Here is a 26,145-nt window from a genome sequence, read left to right on the forward strand (position 1 = left end):
GAGGTGATGAACATGCAAATTGTAATGCAGGACATCTATAAAGCATTTGGAACCAATCAGGTATTAACAGGCGTTGATTTTGATTTACGGGCGGGCGAGGTCCATGCCCTTATGGGTGAAAATGGAGCCGGAAAATCAACCATGATGAATGTTCTGACAGGGCTTCATGCACGTGATAAAGGAACGATTATGATTGATGGCAAAGAAACCTATTTCCAAAATCCAAAGGAAGCGGAGCAAAAGGGGATTACCTTTATTCATCAGGAATTAAATATTTGGCGTGATATGACGGTGCTAGAAAACCTGTTTATTGGAAAAGAATTGAAGACTTCTTTCGGCTTATTAAAAATGAAAGAAATGAAAGCGCTGGCGAAAAAACAGTTTGACCGCTTGGCTGTCACGATTCCATTGGACAAAGAGGCGGGGGCATGCTCCGTTGGTGAGCAGCAGATGATTGAAATTGCCAAAGCGTTAATGACAGAAGCTAAAGTGATTATTATGGATGAGCCGACAGCGGCCTTGACGGAAAGGGAAATCGAAAAGCTGTTTGGGGTCATTTCATCACTAAAGAAAGAGGGAGTCGCGATTGTCTATATTTCACACCGTATGGAGGAGATATTTGCGATTTGCGATCGAATCACCGTCATGCGTGATGGAAAAACTGTAGATACGAAGGCAATTCCGGAAACAAACTTTGATGAAGTTGTAAAAAAAATGGTCGGAAGGGAACTGACGGACCGCTTTCCAAAACGCGAATCCAAACTTGGCGAGAAAATGCTTGAGGTTAAAGGGGTAACGAAGAGGGGAGTATTCAATCATATTGATTTTTCCGTTCGTTCAGGAGAAATTGTCGGCGTATCAGGGCTAATGGGTGCCGGACGCACGGAAATCATGCGGGCTATTTTCGGTCTTGATGCGATGGATAGCGGTGAAATTTGGCTGGATGGCAAGCCTGTTACGATTAAATCACCTGACCAGGCTGTCAAACTAGGAATTGGCTTTATCACAGAGGATCGCAAGGATGAAGGCTTAATTTTAGATTTTTCGATAAAAGAAAATATCTCCTTACCGACGCTTTTTAGCTTTGCGCCAAAAGGGATTATTAATGAAAAAAGTGAGCGCGATTTTGTCGAGATGCTGGTTAAGCGGTTAACCGTTAAAACGGAATCGGCAGAGACAAGAGTAGGAGATTTATCTGGTGGAAATCAGCAAAAGGTTGTCATCGCGAAATGGTTAGGGATCAGTCCCAAGGTGCTCATTCTAGACGAACCAACCAGGGGCGTTGATGTCGGGGCAAAGCGGGAGATTTATCAATTAATGAATGAATTGACAGACCGTGGAGTAGCTATCATCATGGTCTCATCGGAATTACCGGAAGTCCTTGGTATGAGTGACCGCATCCTTGTTATCCATGAAGGAAAAATTACGGGCGAGCTTACGAAAGAAGAAGCGACCCAGGAAAAAATTATGACGTTCGCAACAGGAGGTCTGTGAGATGAAAGCAATCAATGAAAGTGCTCCAGTCGGTAAAGCCAATTTTATCAATACAATGACGCAAAAACTGGGTCCATTACTTGGGTTAATTGTGTTAATTATCATTGTTTCCGTTTTAAACCCTAGTTTTCTAGAACCATTAAATATCTTAAACCTGTTGAGGCAGGTAGCTATTAACGCCTTGATTGCATTTGGGATGACCTTTGTTATTTTAACGGGCGGTATTGACCTATCCGTTGGTGCGATTCTGGCACTGTCTAGTGCATTAACAGCAGGGATGATTGTCTCAGGTGTTGACCCGATTCTTGCCATTCTAGTCGGATGTATCCTTGGTGCGGTTATGGGGATGGTTAATGGGTTATTAATTACAAAAGGAAAAATGGCTCCATTTATTGCGACATTAGCGACGATGACCGCCTTTAGAGGTTTGACGCTTGTTTATACAAAAGGGAATCCAATTACAGGACTAGGCGACAATCAGTTATTCCAATTGTTTGGCCGCGGCTATTTCCTTGGCATTCCTGTTCCGGCGATTACCATGATCATTACATTTGCTATCCTATTTATTATTCTTCATAAGACACCGTTTGGCCGGAAAACGTATGCGATTGGCGGGAATGAAAAAGCATCCTTGATTTCCGGGATTAAAGTAGATAAGGTCAAGGTGATGATTTATGGACTTTCCGGATTGCTTGCTGCTTTAGCGGGGGCTATCTTAACATCACGATTGAATTCAGCTCAGCCAACAGCGGGTACGTCCTATGAACTTGATGCCATCGCCGCGGTTGTATTGGGTGGGACAAGTCTTTCAGGGGGTAAAGGGAGAATCTTTGGAACACTGATTGGTGCGTTAATTATTGGGACATTAAATAATGGTTTAAACCTACTTGGTGTATCTTCCTTCTATCAAATGGTCGTCAAAGGGATTGTCATTATTATCGCTGTCTTACTTGATCGGAAAAAATCAGCATAAGGAGGGGCTTATTGATGAAAAAATTACTCACACTATTTATGTCATTCACACTCTTGCTTTTAGGAGCTTGTTCTATGCAGCCGCCAGAGTGGGCCAAGCCCGCTAAAAAGGAAAACTTAAAAGATATTAAAATAGGCTTATCCGTTTCAACTTTAAACAATCCATTTTTCGTTTCCTTGAAGGATGGTGTGATCAAAGAGGCAAAATCATTGGGAATGGAAGTAAAAGTAGTAGATGCTCAAAATGACTCAGCCAAGCAAATTAATGATGTAGAGGATTTGATTCAACAGGGTGTCGATCTTTTACTGATTAATCCAACGGACTCCGCCGCCATCTCAACGGCTGTGCAATCAGCTAATAATATCAATATTCCCGTCATCACGCTTGACCGCTCAGCGGATAAAGGGAAAGTGGAAGCCCTGGTAGCTTCAGATAATATTAAAGGCGGCGAAATGGCCGCTGACTATATGGTGGATAAGCTAGGTGAAAAGGTGCTTGTCGCGGAATTAGAAGGTGTTCCGGGTGCTTCTGCCACACGGGAGAGAGGAAAAGGATTTCATAATGTTGCCGATACGAAATTAACGGTAACCGCGAAGCAATCAGCCGATTTTGACCGGACAAAAGGCTTAACCGTTATGGAAAATCTGATTCAAGCAAATCCTGATATTAAAGCCGTTTTTGCCCATAATGATGAAATGGCATTAGGGGCCATTGAAGCGATTAACAGCTCGGGCAAAGATATCATGGTGATTGGTTTCGATGGCAACGATGATGCGCTCAATGCCATTAAAGCAGGTAAATTAGAAGCAACTGTAGCCCAACAGCCAGGGCTCATCGGTAAGCTAGCAGTAGATGCCGGCCGGGATGTTGTCCAAGGGAAAAAGGTTGATAAAGTGATTCCGGCGCCACTTAAACTAGTGACAAAAGAATAAAATCTACTCCTCATCTATTTCGATAGATGAGGCTTTTTTAATAGATTATGGTAAGCTTACCTATATGGAATAGTATGAAAAATGGAGGGAAATGTATTGTTGAAAATTGGTGTAATCGGACTAGGTGATATTGCGCAAAAGGCGTATCTGCCTGTCTATAGTAAAATAAAAGATGTGGAATTTCATTTTTACACAAGAAATCAAGAGAAGCTGCGCTCTATTGGCAGCCAATACCGTTTTGATCATCTCCACAGTAGTCTCGAATCTTTGATTGAAAGCGGCATTAAGGGTGCATTTATTCATTCCTCAACTTCTACTCATGAGGAAATTGCCCATCAATTGTTACAACACAACATCCATGTGTTTGTGGATAAACCCATTACGGATCAGTACGAAGGGACAAAAAGACTTGTTGACCTGGCCGAGGAGAAGGGTCTTACTCTCATGACAGGTTTTAATAGAAGATATGCACCAACGTACATGAAACTGAAGGAAGTTAAAGACGCCAATATGGTGATTATCCAAAAGAATCGCAAAGGTCAGCCAGGGGAGCCGAGGACGTTTATTTATGACGACTTCATTCATGTGGTCGACACGATGAGGTATTTATTTCCGCATCCAATTGAGAATCTGATTGTAAATGGAAGAATGGAGGGCGATAAACTGTACCATGTTGTCGTTCAATTTATTTCAGGCGGGGCAACGGCCATCGGGATTATGAATAGAGATAATGGAACAAATGAGGAAATGGCTGAGGTCATGGGGCCATTAGAAAAAAGGACTGTTTCCAATGTATCGAAACTAGTCATTTCAAAAGACATGGAAGCGATTGAAGTTCGCAGCAGCGACTGGGAACCAACGCTTTTCAGACGAGGGTTTGAACAAATGATCACTGATTTCATTGGAGCCGTTGGAACAAACAATAAGCCTAGGTTTTCATCATTTGATGCCTTGGAAACGCATGAAATCTGTGAAAAGATTATCTCAAAGTTAACCAGGGTTGTGGAAGTCTAACACTTATTCTTATTTTAGGGGGACCTTTTCCCTTATAAAAATGTTTGCGTTTGCATATTGCATTTTTGAAGATTAGTGGTAATATTGAACTATAAATTAAATATCGATCACATGTTACTGATACGATCAGGCATGGTGGTAAAATGAATGGGTTTCAACGTCCATTTATTTGTACCTCCATGCCTTTTTTGTTGTTTATTACATCATTTGGGAACCATATACAAAAATGCAAAGGGGAATCGTTATGCGATTTAATTTTTTCAAAAAAGAAGCTGTTGATTTCTATACACCGGTGAACGGAAAGATTCTTTCTCTTGAGGAGGTTCCAGATCCTGTTTTCAGTCAAAAAATGATGGGTGATGGGATGGCAGTGTTGCCAACTAATGGAGATATTCTTTCTCCGGCAAAGGGAACCGTTATTCTAGTGGCGGCAACCAAGCATGCAATTGGTATTCATGCTGAGGATGGATCGGAAATTCTTATTCATGTTGGGCTAGAAACTGTAGAACTTGATGGAAAGGGCTTCAACGTTGCCGTTAAAGAAGGAGACAAAGTTTCCGCAGGACAACTCCTAATAGAAGTGGATTGGGAATATATTAGTACAAACGCTAAAAGTACAATCACACCGATTGTGATAACCAATAGTCAAGATGGTAAGAAGCAGTACGTTTTCACTGAGGAAAAGGAAGGCACTGCTGGTAAGACAGTTCTCTTTACAGCATCTGCAAAGTAATGGTGCTTTTTGTGAAGTGCTGCATCTCTTTTGCAGCGCCTCACTTTTATAAAAATTTGCCTTTAAGGAGGTGATGGACCAAATAGTAGGACTGTTTTAGGCTGCTATTCGTCATATTTTTCGCTGTAATTATTTATCTCATTTGTAGTATTTTTGACGGCTAGTGGTTAGCAAAAAAATTTAGTAGGGGGAAAAAAATGAAGAAGTATTTTCAAAAACTTGGTAGCTCGTTAATGTTACCGGTTGCCATATTACCTGCTGCCGCTCTCTTATTGGGTATTGGGTATTGGATTGATCCAACAGGCTGGGGCGCCGATAGTCCGTTAGCTGCCTTCTTAATCAAAGCTGGGGGCTCGATAATCGACAATATTCCGATTCTTTTTGCGGTTGGTGTGGCACTGGGAATGGCCAAAGAAAAGGATGGTTCAGCCGCACTCAGTGGTTTGGTTGCCTATCTAGTCGTAACAACCTTGCTTTCAACTGGGTCGGTTGCATTGCTGGAGGGAATTGATGCAGCAAAGGTTGACCCAGCGTTTGCAAAAATCGGAAATGCCTTCATCGGTATTCTTTCAGGTATTGTTGCTTCCATGATGTACAATCGCTTCAGTCATGTAAAACTGCCAGACGCATTTGCCTTCTTTAGCGGGAAACGCTTGGTACCAATTATGACAGCGGTTGCAATGTTAGTGGTGTCTGGCGTATTATTCTTTGTTTGGCCAGTCATCTATACCGCTTTAGTTTCATTTGGTAAAACCATTATTGATTTAGGTGCTGTGGGTGCAGGGCTTTATGGCTTCTTCAACCGACTGTTAATTCCAACTGGATTACACCATGCGTTAAACTCCGTATTCTGGTTTGACGTTGCCGGAATCAATGATATTGGGAACTTCTTATCAGGTAAAGGTGAAAAAGGTATTACAGGTATGTATCAAGCGGGCTTCTTCCCAGTTATGATGTTTGGGTTACCTGCAGCAGCATTAGCAATGGTTCATACCGCAAAAACAAAAAAGAGAAAACAAATCGCATCGTTAATGTTGGCAGCAGGCTTTGCTTCCTTCTTGACAGGGGTTACTGAACCAATCGAGTTTGCGTTCATGTTCTTAGCTCCAATGCTTTATCTTGTACATGCCGTTTTAACGGGTCTATCATTGGCGATTGCAGCGGCATTCCATTGGACTGCAGGATTTGCCTTTAGTGGTGGATTTATCGACTTTTTCTTAAGTTTACGAAATCCAATGGCAAATCAACCATATTGGCTAATTGTCCAAGGTTTAGTGTTTGCGGTGATTTACTACTTCTTATTCCGCTTTATCATTACCAAATTCGACTTAAAGACACCTGGTCGTGAAGATGATGATGAAGATGATGCTGAAGGAGTTTCAGTAGCAAAAGGCGAAAGCAAATTTGCTGCGATGGCAGCGCAAATTTATGAAGGCTTAGGCGGCGACGCAAACGTTGTGGCAGTTGATAATTGTGTAACACGTCTAAGAATGGAAGTAAAAGACATGAATGCAGTTGACCAAAAGAAGATTAAAGCGACAGGTGTACCAGGAATCAATATCGTTGGTCCACAAAGCATTCAAGTTATTGTCGGAACGAATGTCCAATTTGTTGCCGATGAAATTGTTAAAATCCGTAAGAAAAAATAGAGATGCAAAAACGCCTGGACTTTGAAGTATAGTCCAGGCGTTTTTATTACCTTTTTCTTAATCTTTCGATGTGAAGTGTTAGATATCCAAGTTCATGTTCAGGCAGGTTTATTGCATGATTTTGGGCAAGGTCGTTGGCGACATCTTTGGCGCAACTGTAGGCCAACGGGAATTTAGTTATAATCATTTTCAGCATTTCATCATCGATGGTATTGGGTTCCCTATTGCTAATCCTTGAGATTGCAAAACGAAGATGCGTCATTAAGCGCTGATAAGAAAGATCGTCCTCATCAATGTCAATATGTAAGTAATCCCTAATCGTTTGCACCATATCACCAATAATAGCTGTTTGTCGGAGTGTTTGCTTCATGTCCCCGCCCTTAAGGTTCGCGGTGTGAAGATGCAGGGCGATAAAGGCCGCTTCGTCGGGAGGCATTTTGATGCCAGTCTTCTTCTCAATATGTCTAAGTGCCCACATGCCGATATCAAATTCTTTTTTGTAAAGAATTTTTATTTCATGATACAGCTTATTTTTAAGATTAATTCCATCACGGACACGTTCAATGGCAAAGGATAAGTGGTCTGTGAGGGCAATGTGAATATGATCGTTTAATTTACCCCCGAGGGCTTCTTCCGCGTAGGTGATAATTTCCTCTGAAAGGGCAAAATGCTCTTCAGGTATTTGGAGGAGTAGCTGCTGGAATTTCTCATTTTCCTTCATGACAAAAAGTTTCTCTATTTTACTAGGGTTAACAATATCATTTTTCTTTTTCTGAAAGGCGATTCCTGCCCCAATGGCAATCTTTTCTTCATTATGATCTGTAACAACAACTGCATTGTTATTTAATATCTTTTTTATTTTCAAATTGAAACCACCTCCTTGATTTTTCTTCCAAACAGAGGATTAATGAGGTGGAATGATTTCATCTATCCGTAATCGGTACAAATCATTCATCTCTTATAGAACTTTCGTTATTATACCACCTTTTCCCTCTTTTCAAGTTGATAATCATGAAAATGAAGGGATATCATGGTTATAATGTCCTTTTTTAAAAAAATAGTTTAATCTAGAGTGGTATTGTTCTGTTTTAAATATACTAGAATAGGTGCAAATGATGAAAGAACATTATTATGATAAATTATTGAACATTAAAACAAAGGGCGGCCAGCATGATGGACCCCGCCCTTTTGCGAACAAGTTGTTGCACTACCATCCCTATGAACCGACCCCATATAGTGCGTTGGAGGAGTTATTTCACCATTACGAAGTGAAAAGCAGTGATCGGGTAGTTGATTTTGGCTGTGGGAAAGGGCGGTTGAATTTTTATCTCCATTATTTTTTCCATGCGGAAGTGGTTGGGGTGGAAATGAATGAGTCGCTCTATCAGGCCGCGATTGACAATCAGGGGAATTACGCAAGGAAGACGAAAAAGGAACGGGATCAAATACAGTTTCATTGCTGCTTGGCAGAAGAGTATGAGATCGATGCAAGGGACAATCGCTTTTATTTCTTTAATCCATTTTCCATTCAGGTGTTTAGGAAGATTGTAGACAATATCCTGCTGTCGGTGGAGAAGGTGGTTCGAGAAATTGAACTGGTGTTGTATTATCCGTCTGAGGATTATATTTACTTTTTAGAAAATCAGACATCGTTTGGGTTGAAGGGGGAAGTCCAACTGCCTCATCTATATGAACAGAATCCTAATGAGAGATTTTTAATTTATCGTTTAGACTTTTAATGGAGGGCGGAGAATTTATGTACCACCGATTATGGAGCATAGTAAATATATTGTTAATAGTAGTTTCAATTGTGTATATATGGTTTTTCCGTCCACATGATAGTTCGTTGGTTGTTGCTGGGCAGGTGTTGGCACAGGTTGCGGTCATTCTCTTTTTCATCAATATAAATATGTATTTTATCTTTTTAGTGATACGAAAGACCTCTGTGCGGAAAGTGAAGATTCGACTCGCGAAATTTTCGCGTTATTTAATGAAGTGGCATATTAAGATCGCTCTACTTGGGGCAACAGTCATTATCGGACATGCGCTGATTAACTTTTACGAATTGGGACCGTTGATTGGCTATGGTCATTTAAAGATATGGAGCGGCTACCTTGCCATTTCGTTGCTGGGTATCACATTAGTAGCAGGATACCTGCGGCACAAAAAAGCTTCTGGCCTTCGCCGCAAATTCCACCTGATATCGGCCATGGCATTCCTCGCCGCATTCCTCTTACACATGTTTGTGAGTATATAACAGTGGCAATAGTGGATAGGGTGACAGGCACCATTAACACTACACCAAAAGGGAGAAGGTTATGGGCGTGAGTAATGAGGGAATGGTTGTAAGTAAACGGATTGATACGCTGGATTATTTGCGGGGGTTTGCTCTGATGGGAATTATTCTGGTGAATATCATCCCATTGCTTTCTGTGAAGCCGCCTTCGTCCCACACGCTAGATGCTTCTTACTGGAGGTTTTTATATTTATTTGTGGAGGGGCGCTTTTATACGATTTTCACCTTCTTGTTTGGGGTTGGCTTTTATATGTTTATTACACGAGCGAACGCAAAGGGAAGGAACGGTCATGTTTTGTTTCTGAGGCGAATCGCCGTGTTATTTATTATCGGCTTGATCCATGTCCGATTCCATCCGGGTGAAGCGTTAACGGTTTATGCCGTGTGCGGGTTGTTTCTTTTGCCTTTCTATAATGCTAATAAGATAGTGAATCTTGTGTTTGGAACTGCCATGCTTATCGTTTTAGGAATCTTTTCATTTAAATTATTTATGGTTTTTCCGCTGATGTTATTGGGGATTTCAGCAGGGCAATTTCATGTGTTTGAGCGGCTTTCTCAAAACCGTAAAAATATAGTTCTTTTCACACCTATTATGCTTGTTTTAAGTATTATTGGCCTTATCTATCAATACCAATACGCTCCGGTTTCATTTGGTTATGGTTCGGAAGCAGCTGTTAAAGGGACACAACATTTCCTTAACATTGGCATTTCAATTGGACCAATTGTTTCGGCGTTTTATGTGGGGCTCCTAGTTTTATTGGTCCAATCTCCATTTGTCCAAAAGGTATTATCTCCGTTGAAAAGCTACGGACGAATGGCGTTGACCAACTATATTTCGCAAACAGCCCTCATCTATCTGGCTGGTAATGTGCTGAACCTATTCAACCATATTACCTACCTGCAAACCTTTTTCCTTTGTATAGTGATCTACACGGTCCAGTTTATTTTCTCTGTCATCTGGCTGCGTTACTTTACGTATGGTCCATTGGAATGGATTTGGCGAGTGGTGACCTACTTGGAAAGACCACCGCTTAGAAAACCAATAAAAGAATATAACTAATGTCATAAGCTTATAAAGGGTGACAGGCACCATTTTGAAAATACTTCTTTTCTTTAATGAAAAATTCTGTAAAATGGAGATTGATAGAATTTTAGATGTGTTTGGGGCGATCTCTATGGTGAAGTGTTTCCCGATTTTTGGAGAAGAAAAGGAATCGGTTGTCTATAATCCTGATGAATTAATGGACCTTTTTCTTAATAGTACGGCAGATGGAATTTGTATTGTTGATATGGAGAATCGGTTTATTCGAATAAATCCTATGTATACAAAGATTTTTGGTTATATAGAAGAGGATGTTTTAGGGAGAACATTCGAAGAATTTCCCAATCCTGACACTGTTAAAGAAATAATGGCGGCAGTCAAACGTGGCGAAGCCTTTCATAATATGAACGCACAACGCAAACATAAAGACGGTACCATTCTTGATGTTGCTGTTTCCTATTCTCCTTTTCGAAATTTAAAGGGTGAAATCATTGCCATTATCGCCGTTTATCGTGATATTACTGAGCGGTTAAATATGGAAAGAGAATTGAAAAGAACGCGTGAATTGTATCGATTAATTACCGAAAATACAGCAGATATGATTAAGCTTTATTCAAAGGATAAGAAAATTGTCTATGCATCACCCTCACATGAAAAAGGGATTGGGTTTACACCGGAGCAACTGATCGGCAAAAAAGCATATGATCTTATTTTACCGGAGGAAATAGAGTATTTTGATACTATTTGTAAGGAAATATCTGAAACAGGTGAGCCCCGGCTATTTCAGATAAAAATAAAAACAGGCACTAATGATGTAATCGATTCTGAGACCACCATTTCCCCCATTCATAATGAGCAGGGGGAGATTGAATCCTTTGTTACAGTTGGTCGGAATATTACGGACAGGATAAAAAACGATGATGCGCTCCGTAATTTAGACCGCCTTTCTATCACAGGTCAATTAGCCGCCGGAGTAGCGCATGAAATTCGTAACCCATTGACTTCCTTAAAGGGGTTTTCGAAACTATTAAAGGGGACAACCAATAAGGAAAAGCAAGAGGACTATTTATCGATTATCATGAATGAACTTGATCGAATCGATATGATTGTCAACGAATTTATGTCCCTTGCCAAACCACAAGCGATTCAATTTGAGCGGGAAAGTCTACATACCATTCTTGAGAGCACGGTTAAAATTCTCCATCCACAAGCATTGCTGCATAATGTGCAAATCATAAATCGTTACCATACAAATGAGATTGATTTACTTTGTATTCCGCACCAATTGAAACAAGTTTTTGTTAACTTTTTGAAAAACGCCATTGAATCGATGCAGTTCGGCGGGACTGTACATATCGATGTGCAAAAGGTGGGGGAGAAGAGAGTCCAAATCGGATTTACCGATGAAGGTATTGGCATCGATACCGAGGTTATGGGCTATTTGGGGACACCGTTCTACACGACCAAGGATAAAGGAATTGGACTTGGCCTAACGGTCAGTAACAAAATCATCCAAGAACATAACGGCACCATGAAAATCGAAAGCCAGCTCGGTAAAGGTACCACCGTAAAGGTAGAATTGAACTATATCTAATATGGTTATCGTAGCAAGGGTGTCAGGCACCACGAAAGTGGTGCCTGACACCCTTTAATGCGCTTATTTGGTGTACCGGTTCGCGTAGCTTGAGGCGACGAAGGCGTTGGGTTTGATTTTTGGTTCTACTCCCATGGATTCCATGCGGGTGACCATTTCTTTGACGAATTCACTTGTTTTATTTCGTTTGCCTGCGCCTATATCGATATGCCCTTCCATTGTAAACGTCGCCCCTTGGTATAAATGAGGGAGGACGACCGCAATCAATTCATTTTTCCTTTCCTCCGTAAACATCGAGACGATTTCCTCGGTTAATGAGAGTTCTAAAGAAATCCGCTCGTGTAAATGCATCATTTTCCTTGGAACCTTCATCTTTGAAATGCATGCCCACACACCATTTCCCTTATTTTGAATGACAATGCCCGTGATAAAAAGGGTATATGATTTATGCACTTGTGAATCTGTTCCCACCATTAGGCGAAAATTCCCTTTCGGATCACTTTTCATAAATGTAACAATTCGTTCAAAAACCTGTTCGAACGGCAAATCATTCTCTTGAAGATTTTGAAACGAATGATGATAAGCCGGGGGATTCTTCATAATTATGCACCACATCTTTCCCTTCGAATTAGTCGTAATTCTTATTCCTATCTTATGGAAAGTGGTTTATTGTCGTGCAACCTTCAAGGGCATTAGCTCCGCTCAAAAACAATTATTTGCCTAACAATATTTGTGCCAGTCCATCATTTAATAAAGAAACGAACTTTATATTGATTGGAATGATGGGGAATGGCAAAAAGAAACCGAGGAAAGACGATCAGCTATCTTCCTGCAAATGGACGTGGGACATGCCCGCTGTGCGAAAGAACTGGAGTAAAACTCCTGTATCCACATAAGACAGAGACAAACCAAACCATCAAAGTCTGCAAAAACTGCCGCCATAAATAAAAAGGATTGGGCGATTTTCTTTCTTCGCCCAATCCTTTCTATGTTTTTAACTGAAACAGGTTATGATTTTTTCTTTGAGACTCTGACAACGTTGAGGATACTTGCTGCTAAACCGCCCCAGATGATGACCATTCCGATTCCCATCATTGTTAATGCGCTGGCTGACATGTTAAGCAACCTCCTTTTTTTCAGACGTTTTCTCTGAAGAATTCCAACCTTTTATGGATAGTAGGATGGCGATAACGATGGTCGCCGCGACTACGAACAATCCGGCATAAAGAATAAGGGATGTCGGGTAACTTTCGTAATTTTGCTTTACGTTCTGGCGGATGTTGTCAAACATCATGTAACCAAGCACGAGCGGCGTTACGAAACTGATGCACACCTTCCACCATGAACCAATCCGTATATCAGAAACCTCATTTGTATGCGACTGCAAACCGTTTAATTCCTTAAAGAACCAAGCAATTAATAGTACTTCTACTAAGCCTGCTAAAACAACACCAAAGTTATTAATGAAATAATCGACCACATCAAGTAAATAAAGTCCGCCGTTTGTGGCAAAGAGTAATGAGATAACAGTAGCGACAAGACCACCGGTCAATACTGCTTTTGTCCGCGATACATTGAATTTTTCCTGAACGCCAGCCACAAATGTCTCTACAATGGAGATCAGTGATGTCATTCCGGCAAAAACAAGGGAAAGGAAGAACAAGACTCCGAATAATCCATTCATGCCAGGAAACTCATTTATGATGCTAGGGAAAACAACGAATGCAAGTCCAATACCACTGCTAACCACTTCATCAATTGGTACACCTTGCTGTTTCGCCATAAATCCTAATGCAGCAAAAACACCAATTCCTGCAAGCAATTCGAATCCTGAATTAGCAAAAGCCGTAATAAATGCGTTATTACTAATATCCGATTTTTTTGGTAGATAGCTAGAATAAGTTAACATGATGGCAAAACCGATGGATAACGAGAAGAAGATTTGTCCATAAGCTGCGATCCATACTTTTCCGTTAAAAATCATATCCCAGTTGGGTTTAAAGAAGGCATTTAAACCTTCAGTTGCACCATCAAGTGTTACAGCACGAACGACGATGATCATAAACATAACGACAAGGGTGGGAAGGAAGATCTTATTTAGTTTTTCGATTCCTTTCGACACGCCTCGATAAAGAACAAACAGAGTAACTGCCCAAACAAATAGCAACGGAATGACGACACCCGGAACCAAACTTCCAATCTCTCCGGGCTTATCGGATAATTTTAATACTTTTCCAAATAAGAATTTACCTGGATCTGAGCCCCACTGTGTACCGAATGAAAAGATGGTATATTTAATCGCCCACGCCACGATGACGGCATAATAGGTACAAATGACGAAGGAGATTAGAACCTGCCACCAACCAAGCCATTCTGCCTTCTTATTGATCCGAAACAGTGAAAGTGGTGCCGAACCTCTATATTTATGTCCAATGGTAAATTCCATTATGAGAATGGGGATTCCTGCGGTTAATAAGGCGAATAAATAAGGTAAGAAAAATGCCCCTCCACCGTTTTCATAGGCAACAGCAGGGAACCTCCAAATATTCCCTAATCCGACTGCCGAGCCAACGGCTGCCATAATAAAGCCGTATCTTGATCCCCATTGCTGTCGATTTTCCATAAGTAATTCCTCCTAAACAATATCACTATTGTAAAAATTCAGATAATTATTTCGTTATCTTAATATACCTTTAATTTTGGAGTATGTCAAAGGGTTTTTGTCGAATTTTCGGTCAATTTTGTCATTTACAGCGGTAAAGGGTAAAAATATCAACAATCCACTACTTTGGTTTGTCATCACAGGAAGCTATATTATTTTTAATTGTTAACTAACGATATATTTTGGTTGACAATGATGTATCCCACCATTTATTTTAGAGTTATAAGAAATTATTTCATTTTTGAAGTGGGGAACGAATATGAAGAAATTAAGGGCACTTGATTTAACGCTTGCGGGAATGTTTGTAGCACTAATGGCCATTGGTGCGAACATTGCTACGATAGCTCCGTTTTTACAAGTTGGCGGGGTTCCGATTACGTTGCAAACTTTTTTTGCTATTTTAGCAGGGGCTATTTTGGGCAGCCGGTTAGGATCGATAGCGATGACTGTTTATATGTTAGTGGGTTTTGTGGGGGTTCCGGTCTTTGCCGGTTTTATCGGAGGTCCTTCCATTATCTTTAGGCCTACCTTCGGCTTTATTATTTCCTATATTTTCACTGCTTTTATCATTGGAAAGATTGTCGAGAAGAAGAAAAGTATGGCCGCCTTTATCATCGCATCCTTACTAGGAATGGCAGTAAACTATCTATTCGGAACAAACTGGATGTACTATGCATATAAACTTTGGGCGGCAGCACCGGAAGGATTTACATATAAAATGGCATGGCTATGGATGGTCGCCCCGCTGCCAAAGGACATCATCCTTGCCGTATGCGCCGGAATCATGGCCCATCGCCTAGAAAAAACCATCCTCTCAAAAGGGCATTTCAAACATTTAAAACGTGCATCATAACATAATGGTGACAGGCACCATAAAAAGACACTGTCCACATAGGGTGGACACCAAAACAAAAGAAGCGGGTGGTTGATCCGCTTCTTTTGTTAGATTGCTTTTGAGGGGGAGAGGCCGTTTATGGCGGAAACTTTGTTTCTTCCGGATTGTTTGGATTGGAACATTAGTTGGTCTGCCAGAATATAGGCTTTTTCCATGGAGAGCTGTTCATGAACTTTATAGAAATAGAGACCAAATGAAGCTGTATAGGAAATTGAAATCTCCGCCCCGTTGAACTCCACATTGACTAAATTGCGTTCAAGTCCTTTTTGCATCCTTTTCACAAGCTTCTCCGTCTGATCAAAGCTTCTGTTTCTTAGACAAAGCGTAAATTCCTCCCCGCCGCTTCTAAACAAATAATCCTCTTTCGAGAGATAGGTTTTTAAGGCAGCCGCAAAGTGCTGAATCACTTTATCGCCCACGGCGTGATTGAAACTATCATTAATTCTCTTGAATTTATCAATATCACATACGACAATGCCGATATTTTCACCTGTTTGATTTAATTCCGCCATTTTTTTATCCATGAAGGTACGGTTGGAAACGCCAGTCAAAAAGTCCGTATAGGCCATTTGTTCAAATTGGTCTCGTTCAAGTTTATTTTGAATACTTTGAGACTTTGAATAAAACGAGCGGCTAACGATGTAATTCAATATAAATACGCTAATCAACCATTCCCATTTCCCGTCTTGGAGAAATAGCAGCAGCAGGCCATTGGTGATCGCAACCTTGCCGTAATCAAGCAAGCTTATACTTTTAAAAATAAACTCGAACCCTTCCTTAAATGATTGCAGCTCGCCCAAAATAATAAATACAATCACCATGAAAGTACCAGATAAATAGGAGGAAATACAAACCAATAAGAAGATCAGGATCCAGAAGCCAAAGGGAAGTGTTTCGAAACTACTATGAAAGTACTGGAATAGTAGAAAGGCCAGTGAGTTAGTAATAACAAAACAGCCAATATTATAAAACGTATCAAAAAATTCGCTGGGATCGGCTGTTTTAGTCCACTTTCGATAAAAATAAACCGAAAAGCGATAAATCGTCTCAAATACAAATAAGCCGAGCGGCCCGGCAAAAAGCACCATTGCTAAATCATAACTAATTCCATAGTCAATATTGATACTGCCATTTTTGTAAAATACCCTTAGACGATAGTATAAACTAGCAAAAAACCAGAATATGAGTAAGGTCTTTATATAGTTGGAATTGGTAACCAAAAGTCCGGATGAACTAAAAGCGATTACCAATGCAGTCAGAAAGAGCGTTGTGTCGTATAACCTTGCTTTAACCATCGTAGTTAAATCCCTTCCAAAAGTTTGATGAAGTAAGCCAATATACGCTTTTAATTTACAGGGCAAGGTAATGCCGAACCTGTACTTCTATTTTACATAATATTTCTGTGTATAACGACTATTTTTTTACATTATTGTGATTATATCATATTTTCAAAAAACAACTTTCGATAAATTGGCTTGCTGCCGGTTTATTCAAGTAATCGCCACCACTGGAAACTTCATACATTGCCATATTTCTGAGAATTTGTTAAATTATATCGGTATATCAAAAAGAGATAAAGAGGGAGATGAGAAAATGAAGATAATTGAAAGTTTTGTGAATGGAACCAATACATTGCTTTGGTCATATGTTCTAATCATTTTATTAATTGGCTCAGGGCTTTATTTTACTTTCCGGTCAAAGTTCGTTCAGTTCCGAATGGTGGGCGAGATGTTCCGCTTAATGGGGGAAGGAGCAACAGGCGATAAGAAGGGGATATCATCCTTTCAAGCCTTTTGTATCAGCACAGCCTCGCGCGTTGGAACGGGGAATCTGGCAGGTGTAGCGATTGCAATCACTACCGGCGGACCGGGAGCCGTATTTTGGATGTGGCTAATTGCGTTGATTGGATCGGCCTCTGCATTTGTGGAAAGTACTCTGGCGCAAATTTTCAAGGTGAAGGATGGAGACACTTTTCGAGGCGGACCAGCTTATTATATGGAAAAAGCATTAAATGCCCGCTGGATGGGGGTCACATTTGCCGTCCTAATCTCACTCACGTTTGGACTGGCTTTTAACTCTGTTCAAGCAAACACGATTACAAGTTCATTAAACAATTCCTTTGGATTTAATAAAACGATAGTGGCGATTGTGCTATCTGTTATTACGGCAGTGATCATTTTTGGTGGACTTAAACGAATTGCCAAAGTGGCAGAATGGATGGTACCGGTTATGGCAGGTGCCTATATTTTAATTGCCTTATATATTATGGTGACAAATCTTTCTGAAATTCCCGGTGTGTTTAAGTTGATCTTTGAAAGTGCCTTTGGCATTAAAGAAGCAGCTGGGGGAGCAATTGGTGCCGCGATGATGAACGGAATTAAACGTGGATTGTTTTCAAACGAAGCTGGTATGGGTAGTGCACCGAACGCGGCAGCTACAGCAGAAGTTAGCCACCCTGTCAAACAAGGTTTGATTCAATCGCTTGGTGTATTCGTCGACACTCTTGTTATTTGCAGCTCGACCGCATTTATTATTCTTTTATCAGGCCTTTATACGTCTAAAGAAGGAAATGGAATTATCTTAACGCAAAATGCACTTGAGGGATCATTAGGATCGTGGGCAGGGATTTTCCTTGCGGTCATCGTATTTTTATTTGCCTTCAGTTCTGTGGTCGGCAACTACTATTATGGTGAATCCAATATTGATTTTATAAAAAATAACAAGGTAGTTCTCAACCTATACCGTGTGGCAGTAGTTGGAATGGTTGCCTTCGGTTCACTGGCGGAACTAAGCTTTGTTTGGAGCCTAGCCGATTTATTCATGGGACTAATGGCGATTATCAACTTAATCGCAGTTCTTCTTCTTGGGAAAATTGCTTTCGCGGCACTAGCCGATTATAAAAAGCAAAAGGCAAACGGTCAAAATCCAGTATTCTATACTTCTAATATAGAAGGGCTTAAAAACGTAGAAGCATGGGAAGCCGCCCCAACAAATGTAAAACCGAAGAGAAAACTAGGCTAATAATGTGTAAATGGTGGAAAGGGTGACAGGCACCGCATGCGGTGCCTGTCACCCTTTTTTTGTTGGTATAAAGTGTAATTAATTTTCCCTTCTTTTTCCCCTGATCGGATAATATCTTTAGGATGAAGGTTGCGTCTTAAACGATTGGGGGCAGATCATGAGGGAAGAAATATTTATGAAGATGGCGGTTGATGTGGCCTATGACAATGTCATTACTAACGGTGGTGGTCCGTTTGGAGCCGTAATCGTTAAAAATGGGCAGGTGATTAGTGTCGGGCGTAACCAGGTGACCACCATAAAGGATCCGACTGCACACGCCGAAATGCAAGCTATTCGGGCAGCATGTAAGGTTTTGAATAGCTTTCAATTAACAGATTGTGAACTTTATACGAGCTGTGAGCCGTGCCCGATGTGCCTTGGAGCTATTTTTTGGGCGAGACTAAAAATAGTGTACTATGGTTGTACGAATGAGGATGCAGCGAAGATTGGATTTGACGATCAATTTATCTATCAACAACTAAACCTACCCCCGAATCAGCGAAGTATCCCAATGTTCCGAGTCCTCCCGTCCAATACTTATGCACCCTTCAACGCTTGGATCAGCAAACCAAATAAGAAGAACTATTAAAGGGTGTCAGGCACCACTTATGGACACCTTTCCACCTGTGGTGGACACAGCAAAAGGGCATTATCGATTTGATGATGCCTTTTTGCTGTGATAGTGAGTCTGCGTATAGGAAATGAATCAATTGATTGCTTCAATTTTGTGAATGAAAACGCATCAATCGATTCATTAAATTTATTGAAAACGCCTAAATAGTCTGTAAAATAGTTTTTATATACTATATAAAGCAATGAAAGTGGGATACATATGTCAATAATGCCAAAAATAGACTGGCTAACAGATCTAAATGTATTTGCTGTAAATCGCCTCCCCGCCCATTCTGACCATGTTTATTACGAAACAATGGAGGAAGCAAAAGCTGCTGCCACAATGAAGATGCGGCATGATTTGAACGGAAATTGGAAATTCACTTATAGTATTAATCCAGAAAACCGTCCCGCCCATTTCTACAAACACGATTTCAATTGTTCAGGATGGGGAGATATCTCCGTTCCCGGGCATATTCAACTGCAGGGCTACGGTCAGCTGCAATATGTAAATACGATGTACCCATGGGACGGTCATAACGAAATTCGTCCTCCAGAAATTCCTACAGATCATAACCCAGTTGGTAGCTATGTGAAATTTTTTAGCATCCCCACTCATATGCATAACAAGCCATTGTACATTTCCTTTCAAGGTGTAGAATCGGCCTTTTATGTTTGGTTAAACGGGGAGTTTGTCGGTTATAGTGAGGACTCCTTCACACCGGCAGAGTTTGACCTTACCCCGTTTCTAGTGGATGGAGAGAATAAGCTTGCCGTTGAGGTTTATCAGCGGAGTACAGGAAGTTGGCTAGAGGATCAGGATTTTTGGCGATTTTCAGGAATCTTCCGTGATGTTTATCTGTATACCGTTCCGGAAATTCATGCTAGCGATGTACATGTTCACCCGGAATTGGATGCAACTTTTACAAAAGGAATGCTTACAGCAGATCTATTGCTCCAAGGATCAGCTCCTTTAAAAATAACCGCTGAATTAGTTGATGCCATGGGCGTTCTTGTTGCATCTGCAGATGGGAGAGAGATCGAAGGAAATTGGTCGATAAACATGTCTGTTGATAATCCCAAGCTTTGGAGTGCGGAAAGTCCTTATTTGTATAAATTATCTATTCAAATCTATAACGAGTCTGGAAGTTTAGTAGAAGTTGTTCCGCAACGAGTGGGATTTAGAAGATTTGAACTCGTCGATAAAATCATGCGTCTAAACGGAAAACGGATTGTGTTTAAAGGAGTAAATCGCCATGAATTTAATCCCCGCCGCGGCCGTGCCGTTACGAAGGAAGATATGTTATGGGATATTAAAACACTGAAGCGGCATAACATAAATGCAGTTCGTACATCTCATTATCCGAACCAAACATATTGGTATGAATTATGTGACGAATACGGAATCTATGTCATCGATGAAATGAATCTTGAAACCCATGGATCATGGCAAAAGATGGGGGCCGTTGAACCCTCATGGAACATCCCAGGGAATAAGCTGGATTGGCAAGATATTATCATGGATCGAGCCATATCGATGGTGGAACGGGATAAAAACCATCCTTCAATTTTGATATGGTCCTGTGGGAACGAGTCCTACGCGGGTGAGGTGATCTTAAACGTTTCTCATTATTTCAGAAAAGTTGATCCGAGCCGCCTGGTGCATTATGAAGGAGTATTCCATAATCGTGATTACAATGACACGAGCGATATCGAAAGTCGGATGTATGCTAAGCCTTCTGATATTATAGAATATTTGAACGACAATCCAGAGAAGCCATACATTAGCTGCGAATATATGCATGCGATGGGAAATTCGCTTGGCGGCATGTATAAGTATACGGATTTGGAGCAGAGATACCCGATGTATCAAGGGGGTTTTATTTGGGATTATATTGATCAGGCGATTTATAAGAAGGATCGTTACGGTAACGAATTCCTGGCATATGGGGGTGACTTTGATGATCGGCCTACGGATTACGGTTTTTGTACAAATGGCATTGTGTATGCCAATCGTGTGCTTTCTCCGAAAATGCAGGAAGTTAAATTTTTATACCAGGACTTCAAGCTTGTGACTGACCAAACAGGTGTGACAATCAAAAATGAAAGTCTTTTCTCTAATACAGAAGCCTTTGTATTGGAATATGCGCTCTTCCTTGAGGGGAAGGAATTGTACCGAAATACTATGATTACAGCCGTTGAACCCCAAAATGATGGCCGTTTCGAATTTACTTGGCCTTCCAACATTGCAGCCGATTCGGGTGAGTATTCTATTCAAACCTCATTAAAACTAAAGGAAAACATGGTTTGGGCGGAAACAGGCTATGAGATTGCCTTTGGTCAATTTATTTTTCAAAAAGATTCAAAAGAATTGGGGGTACCAAGTGGAGATTTGCGGATTGTACAGGGTGATGTCCAGATTGGCGTTCATGGCAGAGATTTCACAGTAATGTTTTCGAAGCAGGTGGGAAGTTTAGTGTCCTTAAGATATGCGGGTCGTGAAATGATGGCCCAGCCCCCGACACCTCTATTCTGGAGGGCAACAACAGACAATGACCGAGGCTTTTCACAAGGCTTTCATTCCGGGCTTTGGTATGCAGCAAGCTTAGCGAGGAAATGTGTGGATATCCAGATGAAAGAACACAATAATCATGTCGAAGTGTATTTTTCCTATAAATTCTCGATTAACACTGACATTGAGGTTACTACCGTCTATACCGTATTTGCCGATGGAAGTGTCCGTGTGAAAAATACGTATAAAGGGGCTGAGAATTTGCCGCAGCTGCCGATTTTTGCCGTATCGTTTAAGGTGCCGGCAGATTATGACCAGCTAGAGTGGTATGCGATGGGCCCTGAGGAAAATTACTGTGATCGGTCGATGGGGGCAAGACTTGGTATCTTTACCAATCAGGTGAAAGACAATTTATCAGGGTATGTGATGCCACAAGAATCTGGAAATCGAACTGGAGTCCGCCATGTCTGCGTTAGAAACAGTAATGGCGAAGGGATGAAAATTTCCTCAGTTGGCAAACCGTTGGAATGCACTGTTTCGCCATTTACGGCATTCGAACTTGAAACTGCCCATCATGTATACGAGCTTCCGAATATCCATTATACCGTTGTAACGGTGGCCGGCAGACAGATGGGGGTAGGCGGGGATGACAGCTGGGGGGCGCCCGTTCATGATGAACACCTGATTGATGCCGACAGAGAGATGGAATTTGAATTTAGGATTGAAAGAATCTAGTTTTCAATTTGAAAAGAGCCTGGGGAACAGGCTCTTTTTTTGCGAAAAAGTTTAGTAAAAATTTTAGTAAAATTATTGAATAATTTTATCATCAGAAGTAAAATAGTGTTAAGGACGGTAGTAATTTTTCATAAAAGTGAAAGGGATTACATTCATTGGAGGGATATGAAAATGAACGTTAAAGCACTAATCACAACATTTAAAGAAATATTCAATACTACACCAGAGCGTGCTTTCTTTGCTCCGGGCCGGATAAATTTAATTGGTGAACATACTGATTATAATGGTGGTCATGTATTTCCATGTGCAATTACGTACGGAACCTATGCGGTTGCGAGGAAGCGTGAGGATCAACTAATCCGCTTGTACTCAGAAAATATTTCTGATAAAGGGATTATTGAGTTTAATGTAAACCAACTAGATTATGATAAAGAACACAATTGGGCGAACTATCCTAAAGGGATGATCCGCTACATTCTTGAAGCAGGGTATGGAGTTCCCACAGGCTTTGAGTGCGTCATCAAGGGCAATATTCCAAATGGAGCAGGCCTGTCATCTTCTGCTTCGATTGAACTATTAACGGGAGTCCTTGTTGCCGGACTTTTTGGTTTGGAGATTACTCGGATTGATCTCATCAAGCTAGGCAAAAGGGTTGAGAATGAATTCATTGGTGTTAACAGTGGTATTATGGATCAATTTGCAGTGGGAATGGGTAAAAAGGATGCAGGTATTTTACTAGATTGCCAGACGCTTACATATGAATACGCACCGATTCAATTGGAAAGTCACAAAATCATCATCATGAATACGAACAAGCGCCGAGAGTTAGCGGATTCTAAATATAACGAACGCAGAGCGGAATGCGAAGAGGCACTAGCACAGCTACAGTCAAGACTTCCAATTGAAGCACTTGGACAGCTCTCGGAGTCTGAGTTTGATGAAAGCCAATCATTAATACCCAATGAAACGGTCCGCAAGCGGGCAAAACATGCGGTTTATGAAAACGTAAGAACATTGAAGGCATTAGCAGAGTTAAAGGCTGGAAATCTAAAGGCGTTTGGCCAATTGATGAACCAATCGCACATTTCACTAAGAGACGACTATGAGGTAACTGGGGAGGAACTAGATACACTCGTGGAAGCTGCCTGGAAGCAACCCGGAGTAGTAGGGGCAAGGATGACAGGAGCTGGGTTCGGCGGCTGTGCCATCGCCGTCGTGGAGAACGAAGAAGTTGAAACGTTTATTGCCAATGTGGGTGCTGTGTATCTTGAAAGGATTGGTTACGAGGCTGAATTTTATGTTGCCAGCATTGGTGACGGGGCCAAAGAAATTGAACTAGGTTCCTAATAATGACTAAGAATCGGGGGGATTAGGATGATATTTCAATATATCCACCAATTAATCACACAAGCACTTGCCACTCAATTAATTGAACCGGAAGATGAAATATATGCCCGGAATCAAGTTTTGTGGTTACTTCAATTACAGGAATATAAGGAAACGGGAGTTGCTTCGGGCAAGGGGCTGGATATTCCAGACCTGCTTGAGAAAATCGTCGGGTATGCCTGCGAACAAGGAATCATTGAGGATATTTTTGACGAAAAGGAAGTCCTTGCTAGTAAAATCATGAACTGTTTTATGGCCAGGCCTTCTAGGGTGAATCAGGTTTTTTACGAAAAATATAACCAGGCCCCTCATGAGGCCACACAGTATTTTTATGAGTTAAGTAAAAACAGCAACTATATCCAGATGAAGCGAATTCGTCAAAATATCGAATACAAGACTGCAACGGAATATGGCGATTTAGATATTACGATAAATTTATCGAAGCCGGAAAAGGATCCAAAGAGTATTGCAATGGAGCGTGCGGTCCAAAAAACGGACTACCCGAACTGCCTCCTCTGTATTGAGAATGAAGGATATGCGGGAAGAATCGGCCACCCAGCCCGCTCCAATCATCGAATGATTCGGGTGGATTTAGTGGGGGAGAATTGGTATTTGCAATATTCTCCATATGTCTACTATAACGAGCATTGTATTGTGTTATCGGAAACACATACGGATATGAAGATCAGCCCGGCGACGTTTGCAAGACTCTTATCCTTCGTTGAGAAATTTCCGCATTACTTTCTTGGATCCAATGCGGACATACCAATTGTTGGCGGCTCGATTTTATCGCATGAGCATTATCAAGGCGGGAATTATTCATTTGCAATGGCGAAGGCTGATGAGGATTGGACGTTTACAATCGGGAATTTTCCGGAAGTGGAGTGTGCTGTTGTCAAATGGCCAATGTCGGTGATTCGTCTCCGCTCTGGAAATGTCGAAGCACTTGTAGATGCGGGAGCACATATTTTAGCGACATGGAAAAATTACAGTGATGAAACGGTAGGTATCTTCGCGAAGACTGGTGCTGTGCCGCATAACACGATTACACCGATTGCTCGGAAGAATGGTGATCTGTTTGAACTGGATTTGGTCCTTCGTAACAACCGGACAAATAAGAAGCATCCACTTGGGATCTTTCATCCACATTCAGATGTACATCATATTAAGAAGGAAAACATTGGCTTAATTGAGGTGATGGGGCTAGCCGTTTTACCGGCTCGTTTGAAGGTGGAACTTGAAGAGGTAGAAAGGTTCATCCTAGGCAGGGCCGATGCACAGGTTGCCGACTATCATTTGGAGTGGGCAAAAGAATTAAAGGCAAGCTATCAGGCAGTTATTAATGAAGCCAATGTGGAAGCGATTGTGCGCAAAGAAGTAGGGAAGAAGTTTTTGAGAGTATTAGAGGACGCCGGTGTGTTTAAGCGTGATGAAGAGGGAGCAGCTGGGTTCCTGCGCTTTATCAAATCATTATGAAAAGGTAGGAAGTGAGTATAAATGAAAGTTGAAGAAAGAGTATTTGGGAACTATGAAGGTACGTCCGTCGTGGAATATTCGCTTGTCAACGATACAGGGATGACTGTCAATTGTCTAAATTACGGGTGTGTGATTACAAAGATCATTGTGCCTGATCGTCACGGCAACTTTGAAAATGTGGTGCTTGGATTTGAAGAGTTTAAGGATTACGTAGAATTGTCCCCATATTTCGGGGCGGTTGTTGGCCGAGTAGCGGGAAGAATCAAAGATGCCAGGTTTGAACTGGACGGTGAAGAGTACCTCCTTGCGGACAATGAGCATCCCAACCACATACATGGCGGAAAAAAAGGCTTTAGTTCAGTCATTTGGAAGACGGAATTCATACAAGAAGAAAATGCAGTTGGTGTGAAATTTGTCTACCATAGTCCAAATGGTGAAGAAGGTTACCCTGGCAATTTAGATACGACCGTGACCTATCTTTTAAATAATAAAAACGAATTCATGACTACCTTTAAAGGAACAACAGATCAAACGACCATCGTCAATTTGACCAATCATTCCTACTTTAATCTTAGCGGCAATTTAAAAAGAGACTGTTCTGAACATGTTCTAAAGCTGGATAGTGATCGATTTTTAGAGCTGGCTCCCGATCTTATTCCAACGGGGAAAGTGTTGCATTCGAAGAACACACCATTTGATTTCCAACATGGCCGCTGGTTAAGTGCGGGAAGGAAATCAACACATCCACAGAATGTCCTTGTCGGGAACGGGTATGATCATCCGCTTATGTTTACAAAAGAGGGTGAAAATCAAATTATATTAAGTGATGAAGCAAGCGGCCGAACCATGTTAGTCACAACGAATCAGCCCTGTGTGGTGCTCTATACATCTAATCAATTAGAAGCTCCTTACTCGATCGCGGGTGTTCGGGCAAGAAATTATTTAGGTGTTTGCCTTGAAACACAAGGACTCCCTGATGCCATTCATCATCCCGAGTTTCCGTCTGTTATTTTACAGCCGGAGGAAGTATACTATTCCACAACAACATATCGTTTTTTTGCTAACACAATAGGAGATTGA

At 41.2% G+C, this 26,145-nt stretch carries 22 protein-coding genes; 17 read left to right on the forward strand and 5 right to left on the reverse strand.

Features of this window, described 5'->3' with window-relative positions; translation table 11 throughout:
• Nucleotides 1–12 precede the first annotated feature (12 nt).
• The 6 genes from RCG19_RS12175 (at nucleotide 13) to nagE (ending at nucleotide 6,795) form a co-directional block, all read left to right on the forward strand.
• The gene (locus RCG19_RS12175) at nucleotides 13–1,494 is read left to right on the forward strand and encodes a sugar ABC transporter ATP-binding protein (protein WP_308107352.1); all 1,482 of its coding nucleotides are present in this window, start codon (nucleotides 13–15) and stop codon (nucleotides 1,492–1,494) included.
• A gap of 1 nt (nucleotide 1,495) precedes the next feature.
• On the forward strand, nucleotides 1,496–2,467 hold the full coding sequence (gene rbsC, locus RCG19_RS12180) for a ribose ABC transporter permease RbsC (RefSeq protein ID WP_166243474.1): 972 nt from the start codon (nucleotides 1,496–1,498) through the stop codon (nucleotides 2,465–2,467).
• A 14-nt stretch (nucleotides 2,468–2,481) separates the two neighbouring features.
• Nucleotides 2,482–3,399, forward strand: a complete 918-nt coding sequence (rbsB, locus tag RCG19_RS12185; RefSeq protein WP_308107353.1) for a ribose ABC transporter substrate-binding protein RbsB — start codon at nucleotides 2,482–2,484, stop codon at nucleotides 3,397–3,399.
• A 96-nt stretch (nucleotides 3,400–3,495) separates the two neighbouring features.
• The gene (locus tag RCG19_RS12190; RefSeq protein WP_308107354.1) at nucleotides 3,496–4,413 is read left to right on the forward strand and encodes a Gfo/Idh/MocA family protein; all 918 of its coding nucleotides are present in this window, start codon (nucleotides 3,496–3,498) and stop codon (nucleotides 4,411–4,413) included.
• 244 nt (nucleotides 4,414–4,657) lie between these two features.
• A complete protein-coding gene (locus RCG19_RS12195) occupies nucleotides 4,658–5,146 on the forward strand; it encodes a PTS sugar transporter subunit IIA (RefSeq protein ID WP_308107355.1) in 489 nt (162 codons plus the stop codon).
• A gap of 197 nt (nucleotides 5,147–5,343) precedes the next feature.
• Complete coding sequence (gene nagE, locus RCG19_RS12200; protein WP_308107356.1) at nucleotides 5,344–6,795, forward strand: N-acetylglucosamine-specific PTS transporter subunit IIBC; 1,452 nt, start codon at nucleotides 5,344–5,346, stop codon at nucleotides 6,793–6,795.
• Nucleotides 6,796–6,841: 46 nt separating this feature from the next.
• Here nagE and RCG19_RS12205 read toward each other — a convergent pair whose 3' ends face one another.
• Nucleotides 6,842–7,660, reverse strand: a complete 819-nt coding sequence (locus tag RCG19_RS12205) for a PRD domain-containing protein (RefSeq protein ID WP_308107357.1) — start codon at nucleotides 7,658–7,660, stop codon at nucleotides 6,842–6,844.
• A 250-nt stretch (nucleotides 7,661–7,910) separates the two neighbouring features.
• Between RCG19_RS12205 and RCG19_RS12210 the strand changes: the two genes are divergently transcribed.
• The 4 genes from RCG19_RS12210 to RCG19_RS12225 all read left to right on the forward strand — a co-directional run bounded on the left by RCG19_RS12210 (nucleotide 7,911) and on the right by RCG19_RS12225 (nucleotide 11,727).
• Nucleotides 7,911–8,534: an SAM-dependent methyltransferase gene (locus tag RCG19_RS12210; protein WP_308107358.1), complete on the forward strand. Its 624-nt coding sequence runs from the start codon at nucleotides 7,911–7,913 to the stop codon at nucleotides 8,532–8,534.
• A 17-nt stretch (nucleotides 8,535–8,551) separates the two neighbouring features.
• Nucleotides 8,552–9,052 (forward strand): hypothetical protein, encoded by a 501-nt coding sequence (locus RCG19_RS12215; protein WP_308107359.1) that lies wholly within the window; start codon nucleotides 8,552–8,554, stop codon nucleotides 9,050–9,052.
• A gap of 61 nt (nucleotides 9,053–9,113) precedes the next feature.
• On the forward strand, nucleotides 9,114–10,151 hold the full coding sequence (locus RCG19_RS12220; protein WP_308107360.1) for a DUF418 domain-containing protein: 1,038 nt from the start codon (nucleotides 9,114–9,116) through the stop codon (nucleotides 10,149–10,151).
• Nucleotides 10,152–10,266: 115 nt separating this feature from the next.
• Nucleotides 10,267–11,727, forward strand: coding sequence for a PAS domain-containing sensor histidine kinase (locus RCG19_RS12225; RefSeq protein ID WP_308107361.1), 1,461 nt, complete (start codon nucleotides 10,267–10,269; stop codon nucleotides 11,725–11,727).
• A gap of 63 nt (nucleotides 11,728–11,790) precedes the next feature.
• Here the strand turns inward: RCG19_RS12225 and RCG19_RS12230 are convergent, their stop codons facing one another.
• From RCG19_RS12230 to RCG19_RS12240, 3 genes are all read right to left on the reverse strand, one after another.
• Nucleotides 11,791–12,327, reverse strand: coding sequence for a ribonuclease H-like YkuK family protein (locus RCG19_RS12230; protein WP_166243459.1), 537 nt, complete (start codon nucleotides 12,325–12,327; stop codon nucleotides 11,791–11,793).
• 408 nt (nucleotides 12,328–12,735) lie between these two features.
• Complete coding sequence (locus tag RCG19_RS12235; RefSeq protein ID WP_308107362.1) at nucleotides 12,736–12,843, reverse strand: methionine/alanine import family NSS transporter small subunit; 108 nt, start codon at nucleotides 12,841–12,843, stop codon at nucleotides 12,736–12,738.
• A 1-nt stretch (nucleotide 12,844) separates the two neighbouring features.
• Nucleotides 12,845–14,350 carry a sodium-dependent transporter gene (locus RCG19_RS12240; protein WP_308107363.1) on the reverse strand — a complete coding sequence of 502 codons (1,506 nt, stop codon included), beginning with the start codon at nucleotides 14,348–14,350 and terminating at the stop codon, nucleotides 12,845–12,847.
• Between the two features lie 298 nt (nucleotides 14,351–14,648).
• Between RCG19_RS12240 and RCG19_RS12245 the strand changes: the two genes are divergently transcribed.
• Entirely contained in the window at nucleotides 14,649–15,242 is a 594-nt protein-coding gene (locus tag RCG19_RS12245; protein WP_308107364.1) for a biotin transporter BioY, read from the forward strand.
• 89 nt (nucleotides 15,243–15,331) lie between these two features.
• Here the strand turns inward: RCG19_RS12245 and RCG19_RS12250 are convergent, their stop codons facing one another.
• Nucleotides 15,332–16,579: a GGDEF domain-containing protein gene (locus RCG19_RS12250; protein WP_308107365.1), complete on the reverse strand. Its 1,248-nt coding sequence runs from the start codon at nucleotides 16,577–16,579 to the stop codon at nucleotides 15,332–15,334.
• 298 nt (nucleotides 16,580–16,877) lie between these two features.
• Here RCG19_RS12250 and RCG19_RS12255 point away from each other — a divergent pair, with 298 nt between their 5' ends.
• From RCG19_RS12255 to RCG19_RS12280, 6 genes are all read left to right on the forward strand, one after another.
• Entirely contained in the window at nucleotides 16,878–18,305 is a 1,428-nt protein-coding gene (locus tag RCG19_RS12255; protein ID WP_166243446.1) for an alanine/glycine:cation symporter family protein, read from the forward strand.
• Between the two features lie 157 nt (nucleotides 18,306–18,462).
• Entirely contained in the window at nucleotides 18,463–18,933 is a 471-nt protein-coding gene (locus RCG19_RS12260) for a nucleoside deaminase (protein WP_308107366.1), read from the forward strand.
• Between the two features lie 243 nt (nucleotides 18,934–19,176).
• Entirely contained in the window at nucleotides 19,177–22,203 is a 3,027-nt protein-coding gene (locus tag RCG19_RS12265; protein WP_308107367.1) for a beta-galactosidase, LacZ type, read from the forward strand.
• A 171-nt stretch (nucleotides 22,204–22,374) separates the two neighbouring features.
• Nucleotides 22,375–23,550: a galactokinase gene (locus tag RCG19_RS12270; RefSeq protein ID WP_308107368.1), complete on the forward strand. Its 1,176-nt coding sequence runs from the start codon at nucleotides 22,375–22,377 to the stop codon at nucleotides 23,548–23,550.
• 27 nt (nucleotides 23,551–23,577) lie between these two features.
• Nucleotides 23,578–25,065 carry a UDP-glucose--hexose-1-phosphate uridylyltransferase gene (gene galT / locus RCG19_RS12275; RefSeq protein WP_308107369.1) on the forward strand — a complete coding sequence of 496 codons (1,488 nt, stop codon included), beginning with the start codon at nucleotides 23,578–23,580 and terminating at the stop codon, nucleotides 25,063–25,065.
• Between the two features lie 21 nt (nucleotides 25,066–25,086).
• Nucleotides 25,087–26,145: an aldose epimerase family protein gene (locus RCG19_RS12280; RefSeq protein ID WP_308107370.1), complete on the forward strand. Its 1,059-nt coding sequence runs from the start codon at nucleotides 25,087–25,089 to the stop codon at nucleotides 26,143–26,145.

Origin of the sequence: Neobacillus sp. OS1-2, from assembly GCF_030915505.1 — a bacterium.
Lineage (GTDB): Bacteria > Bacillota > Bacilli > Bacillales > Cytobacillaceae > Neobacillus.